Origin of the sequence: Bradyrhizobium sp. SHOUNA76 (assembly GCF_023006445.1) — a bacterium.
Lineage (GTDB): Bacteria > Pseudomonadota > Alphaproteobacteria > Rhizobiales > Xanthobacteraceae > Bradyrhizobium.
Map to the genome: position 1 here is coordinate 1 of NZ_JALBHA010001129.1, position 519 is coordinate 519.

1 protein-coding gene is annotated in these 519 nt (G+C 69.0%); it reads right to left on the bottom strand.

Annotated elements, in window-relative coordinates:
- Positions 1-519 (bottom strand): LpxI family protein (locus MOV74_RS40120; protein ID WP_246933099.1); only part of this gene is annotated, 519 nt, incomplete at both ends.

Sequence of the window (519 nt, forward strand, 5' to 3'; positions counted from 1 at the left end):
GATGGCCTCGACCGCCACCACGTGACCGTCGATCACGACCGCGGCCTGGCCGAGGTCGAACGGACCGAGCGCGGTCAGCACCGCACGGCCGCGCGCGATGTCGGTCTTGCTGTTGTCGTTCGGCCAGGCGCGGCTGATGCAGCCCTCGGGCATCAGCAAGTCTGGCGCGACGTCCTTGATGCCGACCATGCGAAAGCCGTCCTGCTCGAGGATGCGGCCGACGCCGGACAGGAGATGATCGTCGCCGCCGCGGAAGGCGCGGATGACGCTGCCGAGCAGGCGCAGCGTCTTGACGTCGAACCGGATCTCCGAGAGCGAGGGCCGCACCAATGTGCCGATGAAGATCAGGTCGCGGCAGCCCTCCTCGCGAAACAGCCGCATTGCGCGGCCGAGCTGGCCGACCGAAATCCAGCGGTGACGGAATTTCTCCAGCCGCGCCGGATCGCAGGCCCCGCGAAGCGGAAACAGCACCGGCGTGATGCCGCGGGCGGCAAGCGAGTCGGCGACCGCGAATGGCAT